This is a genomic window from Seonamhaeicola sp. NFXS20, from assembly GCF_049132085.1.
In the GTDB taxonomy this organism is placed as follows: domain Bacteria; phylum Bacteroidota; class Bacteroidia; order Flavobacteriales; family Flavobacteriaceae; genus Seonamhaeicola.
Genome location: NZ_JAFMPU010000019.1, coordinates 20626 through 27424, shown reverse-complemented (window position 1 = coordinate 27424; position 6799 = coordinate 20626). Strand labels below are relative to the sequence as shown.

General features: G+C 30.5%; 9 protein-coding genes. 7 read left to right on the top strand and 2 right to left on the bottom strand.

Annotated features, from left to right (window positions below):
- Positions 1-150: 150 nt before the first annotated feature.
- The 5 genes from J1D01_RS17040 to J1D01_RS17020 all read left to right on the top strand — a co-directional run bounded on the left by J1D01_RS17040 (position 151) and on the right by J1D01_RS17020 (position 3827).
- The gene (locus J1D01_RS17040; RefSeq protein WP_421151718.1) at positions 151-1038 is read left to right on the top strand and encodes a TlpA family protein disulfide reductase; all 888 of its coding nucleotides are present in this window, start codon (positions 151-153) and stop codon (positions 1036-1038) included.
- Positions 1039-1201: 163 nt separating this feature from the next.
- The gene (locus J1D01_RS17035) at positions 1202-1918 is read left to right on the top strand and encodes a hypothetical protein (protein WP_421151717.1); all 717 of its coding nucleotides are present in this window, start codon (positions 1202-1204) and stop codon (positions 1916-1918) included.
- A 122-nt stretch (positions 1919-2040) separates the two neighbouring features.
- Positions 2041-2499, top strand: coding sequence for a hypothetical protein (locus J1D01_RS17030; RefSeq protein ID WP_421151716.1), 459 nt, complete (start codon positions 2041-2043; stop codon positions 2497-2499).
- Between the two features lie 208 nt (positions 2500-2707).
- A complete protein-coding gene (locus tag J1D01_RS17025; RefSeq protein ID WP_421151715.1) occupies positions 2708-3241 on the top strand; it encodes a hypothetical protein in 534 nt (177 codons plus the stop codon).
- Between the two features lie 160 nt (positions 3242-3401).
- Positions 3402-3827, top strand: a complete 426-nt coding sequence (locus J1D01_RS17020) for a hypothetical protein (protein ID WP_421151714.1) — start codon at positions 3402-3404, stop codon at positions 3825-3827.
- 104 nt (positions 3828-3931) lie between these two features.
- On the opposite strand, the gene J1D01_RS17015 is transcribed toward J1D01_RS17020, so the two are convergent.
- Positions 3932-4318 carry an IS110 family transposase gene (locus J1D01_RS17015; protein ID WP_421151713.1) on the bottom strand — a complete coding sequence of 129 codons (387 nt, stop codon included), beginning with the start codon at positions 4316-4318 and terminating at the stop codon, positions 3932-3934.
- A gap of 212 nt (positions 4319-4530) precedes the next feature.
- On the opposite strand from J1D01_RS17015, the gene J1D01_RS17010 reads away from it, so the two are divergent.
- Positions 4531-5325 carry a hypothetical protein gene (locus J1D01_RS17010; RefSeq protein WP_421151712.1) on the top strand — a complete coding sequence of 265 codons (795 nt, stop codon included), beginning with the start codon at positions 4531-4533 and terminating at the stop codon, positions 5323-5325.
- 176 nt (positions 5326-5501) lie between these two features.
- Here J1D01_RS17010 and J1D01_RS17005 read toward each other — a convergent pair whose 3' ends face one another.
- Positions 5502-5879 carry a winged helix-turn-helix transcriptional regulator gene (locus J1D01_RS17005; RefSeq protein ID WP_421151711.1) on the bottom strand — a complete coding sequence of 126 codons (378 nt, stop codon included), beginning with the start codon at positions 5877-5879 and terminating at the stop codon, positions 5502-5504.
- A gap of 81 nt (positions 5880-5960) precedes the next feature.
- Here J1D01_RS17005 and J1D01_RS17000 point away from each other — a divergent pair, with 81 nt between their 5' ends.
- Entirely contained in the window at positions 5961-6788 is an 828-nt protein-coding gene (locus J1D01_RS17000; RefSeq protein ID WP_421151710.1) for an alpha/beta hydrolase, read from the top strand.
- Positions 6789-6799 lie beyond the last annotated feature (11 nt).

Sequence of the window (6799 nt, the reverse complement as noted above, 5' to 3'; positions counted from 1 at the left end):
AATGGTTCTTTGCAACTTTATAGAAAGAGAGGACTGGTACGTGTAAGGGAGCTATAAATCTAAAACACGTTATAGTTCTCCTCTTTTTCTATCTAAAGTTATTTAATACAAACTAAAGAAACACGTTAGCAATAATTTAAACCACTCATAATGCTGAAAAACATTTTCATTGCAATATTTATATTAACAGTTTTATCTAGTTGTCAGAAAGAACAAAAAAGTTCATATAAAACTGCTGAATTTCAACAAGGTTTTCCTGAAATATTAAAACCTATAGAAAAAAGCTTGCCCTTTGAAATTCTAAGCCATTCTATTTTGGAATCCAATAATGACTCTATAGATATTTATGTTGGATTTCTTAAGCAAGGAGAACAAACTGGAAATTGGATTGCACTAGCTTCAAACAAGCAAATAAAACAATTTACCACAGTTGATTTTAAACAAGATTCAGAAAATATAAAAGAGAATGATATCGATATCGAGTTTAATAATTCAATAAACCGAGTTTCTTTAAGAATAAAAAAATTAGACACACTAAAAAACAATATCATTTATTCTTGGATTAACCAATCTATATTAACTGACTCATTATCTGTTCTGACAATCGACAAACCTCTTGTTAAGGGAAAAATATTTCCTTCAATTGAACTAACAGATATTAACGGAGAAAATTTCGATTTGAATAAACTCAAAGGACAAACTATTATTTTTAATTGGTGGGCTGTTTGGTGTGCGCCTTGTAGAAAGGAAATTCCAGGATTGAATAAATTAGTCAGCAAATATTCGGATAAAAATGTAAAGTTTGTATCAATTACTGATGATTCGAAAGATAAAGTTTCTGGTTTTTTAGAAAAAAATAAATTTGAGTATGATATAACTTTTATTTCTAAAAATGATAAAGTCTTATTTGGGAATTCTTATCCTAAAAACATTGTAATTGATAACAATAAAAACATTACTTTTTACAAAGAAGGAGGAAATGAAAATGTTTGGCTAGAAATTGACCAACATCTGACTGAATTGAATAATAAAAAATAAAAAACTATTGCTAACACCGTATATAATTTATTGCTAGTTCTAGCCTACTTACGAAAATCCTCGCGGATTTTCTATTCGGTTTGTATTTGCTAAATTAGGTGCTTAAAACACGCAACAAACCATACAGCTGTACGTTGTAACACATTAAAACCAATCCAATCGAATGTTTGAAAACATAGGAGATATTTTAACTCAATTAATACTAATCGGAATTGGAATATCATTATTATTTGCATACCGAAAGAGTAAAAAGAGTGGTCAATTATGGTCTGGTATTGGATTACTTTCAGTTGGAATAATTATGTTATTGATTAACATTAACAAAGACAAAACTGAAATTGACATTAAAAGCGTTTTAGAGAATAATAAACCGATTGATACTTTAAAAGTTATCAAGACTTACAATAGCGCATTTGAAATTGTATTTAAAGACAGTAATGAGACAAAATCAGATACAACTCTGACTTTATTAGGACAGCAGATAAAAGTTCCTAAAGGAATTGAATACACCAAAAATCCGAATGAACCAACTCTTCGATTTTCGGAATCAAATGCTCAATTATTAGTCAACTTTAAAAAGGAGGAATTTGACAAAACCCAATCTTTAGAAAACAATGTTAAGTTGATAGTAAAAAACTTAAGTGGAAATATTTTTGGAACGGAACATATTTTAGAGTATTCGGAATTGGGAAATAATGACGACTTAATCATTTATGATTACTACACAAAAAAAGGTGATTTTATTCTTACCAAAGGTTTTGTGCTTTTCAGAAAACATAGCGAAAAATTGATTAGAATATCTATCGAACAATTTAATGGTTCAACAAAAAACATAGAGAAACTAATGATTGACATAATAAATCAGATAGAAAAAAAATAACGTGTTACAACAACGTGTATAATTAATTGCTTGGTTCACTGCCGACTTACGAAAATTCCGCTGGAATTTTCTATCTAAAGTTATTTAATACAAACTAAAGAAACACGTTGCCAACCATTTGAATGAATCTCGACGATAAAATAAAAATAATTAATAAAATTAAAGAGCATATTCATAATGATAAAAATGGATATTGTGGAGTTGTTTGGGCTTCTAGACAAATAATGGGAAAAGATTTTAATCCTAAAAAATGGCAAGTTAAAAGCATTGCATCTATAATTACTGAATCTGGAAAATATAAAAAAGAAAAAGCTGAACATAAAAACTACTATGATTTTGATATTTCATTAAACCCAAACTCTGATTGGTTTAAGAGAAACCCTATAAAAACAAATTTGTTAAAAGCTTTAATAGCAATTGTTATATCAATAATAACTTCTATCATAACAACTGAAATTAAATTAAACAAAGAACAGTCAAATAAGATGTCAAACAGCAAAGAATTAAATAGGCAACCCATTCAATCCAAACTCTCCCCCAAAGAGGATTCGGATAGTTTAAATACTTCCATAAATCATTAAAAAAATCAATCATAATATTTTGAGTTTAAAAATTAATAATCTGATAATAAAAAACGGTTGGCAACACCATATAAAAAAAATTGCTATTTTAGTGTTAAACCTTTAGGTGTTGCTTGTTTGCTAGCTTCCGATTTTCCTTCGGAAAATCCTCGCTCACAAACACGCAACTTTCTTTATACAAACCGTTGGGCACAAGCTGAAAATCGAAATGGCGAAAAAAATTGGACTTTTATTATTAATTGTAATTATTTCGATAATTCTTGCTTCGATTTACGGAATTTTCCACAATCAAGTTTCTTACTCAATCTCGAATGAATATTTTACAAAATTCAAACTTGAACAATTCGGACTTGAAGCATATCCAGATACTGTTAGAATGACAATTGGAATGGTCGGAATTTGGTCCACTTGGTGGTTCGGACTTTTAATCGGATTGATAAATGGAGTTGTTGGATTATTCCAACCGACTGCAAAAATTATGTGGAAAAGTGCTTTCGGAGCAACAATTCGGACTTTACTAATCGCAATCGGATTTGGAGTCGTGGGAATTTTGGTTGGTAAGTTTGTAATCTCGAACTTAAATGCTAATTGGAATCTTCCAGCAGATTTGACCGACCGAAAAAGTTTCTTGACTGCTGGAACAATGCATAATTTCAGCTATCTTGGTGGAATAATCGGACTGATTTACGGAACAATATATCAACTTAAAATAAGAAAAAAGCCAGTGCCCAACAATGTATAACCGCAATTACGGCGGATTCGACTACGTCCGAATCCACTCGGAATTGCTAACGTCAGTGCTAAACCGAAAAATTTGTGTACTTCAACCCGTAACTGACGGTTATACGAGATCGTTGTGAGTCATTTAAGAGTTCGTGTATAAAGCAAAATTTTGAGTTTTAATGAGAAAATGGATTATAATAATAGTTGGAATTATCCTGATTGGAATAATTGGAATTGGGATTAAAATCAACTCTGATTTCAACGACCTCGAAGAAGCTTTCAATTCGGAACATAAGCTAAATGAACCGAATTTGAATATACTTACTGAATCCATTTCACCAGACAAAAAATATAAATATTATGAATATCAATTTGACAAAGGTGGACTTGGATATTCAAGAGTATTTTGGTCTGTGATTGAAAATGCTAAAAATATAAATGACCTGAAAAAAGGACTGATTCCGAGTGGATATAAAATCATTAAGTGGAATGAACATAGCGAATTGATTTTACAAAAATGGGAACCATATTATGAATCAAAAACAACTTACGAATTGAATAACAAAACGGAATTCAACGGAATAAAAATTAATATAACTGAATAAAAAAACGAACGCACAACAACGTGTATAATTAATTGCTATGTTCTTCCCTACTTGCGAAAATTCCTGCGGAATTTTCTCTGGTCCGTAAAAGTTTGCTAAATTAGCTACCAAACCACGCAACTAACCATACACGTACTAGGCGTTAATTCTTCGCGATACAACCATCCGTAACGAGCAATTAAACAGGCATCCAACACATCTGTTTTCTCTTTTACTATGCCTGATGAACGTTTAATTTTCAACGGACTCTCTTCTACATAAACGATGTTTTGACTAGACAAATAAAGAGCCAACTTTAATGAATAATAGCCTGTGTTTTCAAAACAATAAAAAAAAGGTACTTCTTTACATATCTTTAATACCCATTTTATTAGGCTTTTATAACCAATTATATCATTCACAAACTCCTTGTGTGCATGAGCTTGGTAACAATAAGCATCTATTGTCCTTTTTGATACATCAATACCAACTACTTCTTTGTAATTTTTCATATTTTTACATTTAGAGTGATTAAATAGGTTGCAAAAACTAATTCCTTTATCGGGTTCTTATAGCCCTGGTATTCCAAATGGTTCTTTGCAACTTTATAGAAAGAGAGGACTGGTACGTGTAAGGGAGCTATAAATCTAAAACACGTTATAGTTCTCCTCTTTTTCTATCTAAAGTTATTTAATACAAACTAAAGAAACACGTTAGCATACATATGAAAAAAACTGTCCTTTATTTCATAATATTGACAATAAATATTAGTTATTGTCAAAAGCAAAGAGCAGGACAACCTTATGCTCAACCTGATTTGTTAATATGGAAAAAGGACACTATTCAAATTCAAACTTTCCCTCTATACTGTTTGTCTAAATTTGACCAAAGCAAACTTTTTGGTAATAAAAATGTAAAACCAGAGTGTTGGGGATGTTTGAAAAATTATACTGCGGAATGGAAAATAATAAAAGACAAACTCTACTTATCAAACATTTATAGTTTCAACTTTAAAAAAGACAGTATAAAAGCAGACTTAAACGAACTCTTTCCTAATAAAATTAAAAATAATTTGGTATCCGTCGACTGGTATTCTGGGAATCTTTTTGTTCCAAAAGGAGAAAACATCTGGATGAGCCAAAGTCCAGGTTTCCCCATTTATGAGTCAGAATGGAATTTAACCTTAAAAAAAGGAAAAATTGAAAATGCGGTTTTTAAAACAGGTAATTATCATAAATCAATTTACACTCAAGACCCAAAAGAAATTGTGAGTTTTATTGACAATCAGTTAGACCAAGAAACGAGAACTAAATTGAAAAACAAACGGATTTCAATTATCTTCAAAACTGGAAAATCAAAAAATAACTACTCTGTTTCTATAAAAGGAATTAATGATAAAAACTTAGAAATGAAACTAATTAACACATTAAAAAAGTTGCCTGATTTTGACTTTTATTATAGACATGGAGAAGAATTAAATTTGACCATTCCCGTAACCTATATAGACAATCGACCTTAATAAAATACGTATGCTAACACCGTATAAAAAAAATTGCTAGTTTTAGCTAAACCAAAGTTAGTTACTCGTTTGCTAGCTTCTGATTTTCCTTCGGAAAATCCTCGCACACAAACACGCAACTTTCCTTATACATAAACGTTAGCCACAAGTTAAAAACACACGTATAAAAATCAAACTTAAGAAATAGGAAAAATGGAAATTTCTTTGCCATTTGCATACCGTTTTCCCCAATCGCAAAGACTTTCTAAAATAGGAACTAAATCCAAACCTTTATTGGTCAAAATATATTCAATTCCAACAGGAACAGTATTGGGAATTTCCTGTTTTACTAAAATGGCGTGAGTTTCTAATTCCTTTAATTGTCTTGCCAAAACAGCTTCTGAAATATTAGGCAATTCTTGCTGTATCAAATGAAACCGATTATTGCCCTGAGAAATTGAATAAACAATCTGAGATTTCCAACGACCGCTTATCATTGCAATTGCTGAATTCAATTCGCAAACTTGAAATAAAAATTGCTCATTCGCATAATTGGTTGATTTTTCTTTTCTCATAATCAATAATTTAAAGACTAACAATTTTGTTAGTTATTGTTTCAAAAATAGTCTTTTAAGACCTTTGACAAAAGTACAAAAATGAAAAACATCGCTTTAATTACAATATTTATGGTTTTGTCGCAATCGCTTTTTGCCCAAACAGTTTTCAAAATAAAATCAGACAAATTAGAAAGAAAAGTCCCTGTTCTTGTGCAAAAACCAGCCAATTATCAATCTACAAAAAGTTATCCATTGGTTTTTATGCTTCACGGATATAGTGAAAATTATAACCAATGGAACGAAACAACCGATTTGAAAAAATTGGCGACTGATTATCAAATGATATTAGTTTGTCCAGAGGGATTTGTCAACTATTATTTGAACAGTCCAAATTTAGAAAACTTCCAATACGAAGATTTTTTCTTCCAAGAACTTGTTCCTAAAATTGAGAAAAAATACAGCATTGACAACAAGAATATTTTTATAACAGGTTTAAGTATGGGAGGCTATGGAGCGTTGAGTTTATTCATAAAACATTCCGACTTTTTCAATACAGCAGCTTCAACAAGTGGAGCTCTTGAATTTGATTATGAAAACTTCGAAGAAATCAGTTTAAAATTCTTTGAAAGTGAACGAATGACAAACGATTTGGAAATGACGTTAGGAAATCATAAAGAAAATAATTGGAAAAAGTTTAGCATCTCGACTCTACTTGAAAGCAAAAAGGACTTTACAAAAGGATTTTTTATTGACTGTGGCTTAGATGACCCCTTGGTTTCAAACACCCTGAAAATTAAAGAACTGGCTTTATCTAAAAAATTGCCGATAAGACTTTCAATTCAACCTGGAGAACACAATACCGAATATTGGGCAAAATCCGTTGAATATCATTTTGTATATTTCAAGCAGAACTTGAAAACTGAATAAAAAAACCTTTG

Coding starts and splice junctions, on each gene's coding strand:
- J1D01_RS17015 (WP_421151713.1), bottom strand. CDS start 4,318: ATGAAAAATTACAAAGAAGTAGTTGGTATTGATGTATCAAAAAGGACA.
- J1D01_RS17025 (WP_421151715.1), top strand. CDS start 2,708: ATGGCGAAAAAAATTGGACTTTTATTATTAATTGTAATTATTTCGATA.
- J1D01_RS17040 (WP_421151718.1), top strand. CDS start 151: ATGCTGAAAAACATTTTCATTGCAATATTTATATTAACAGTTTTATCT.
- J1D01_RS17000 (WP_421151710.1), top strand. CDS start 5,961: ATGAAAAACATCGCTTTAATTACAATATTTATGGTTTTGTCGCAATCG.
- J1D01_RS17035 (WP_421151717.1), top strand. CDS start 1,202: ATGTTTGAAAACATAGGAGATATTTTAACTCAATTAATACTAATCGGA.
- J1D01_RS17020 (WP_421151714.1), top strand. CDS start 3,402: ATGAGAAAATGGATTATAATAATAGTTGGAATTATCCTGATTGGAATA.
- J1D01_RS17010 (WP_421151712.1), top strand. CDS start 4,531: ATGAAAAAAACTGTCCTTTATTTCATAATATTGACAATAAATATTAGT.
- J1D01_RS17005 (WP_421151711.1), bottom strand. CDS start 5,879: ATGAGAAAAGAAAAATCAACCAATTATGCGAATGAGCAATTTTTATTT.
- J1D01_RS17030 (WP_421151716.1), top strand. CDS start 2,041: ATGAATCTCGACGATAAAATAAAAATAATTAATAAAATTAAAGAGCAT.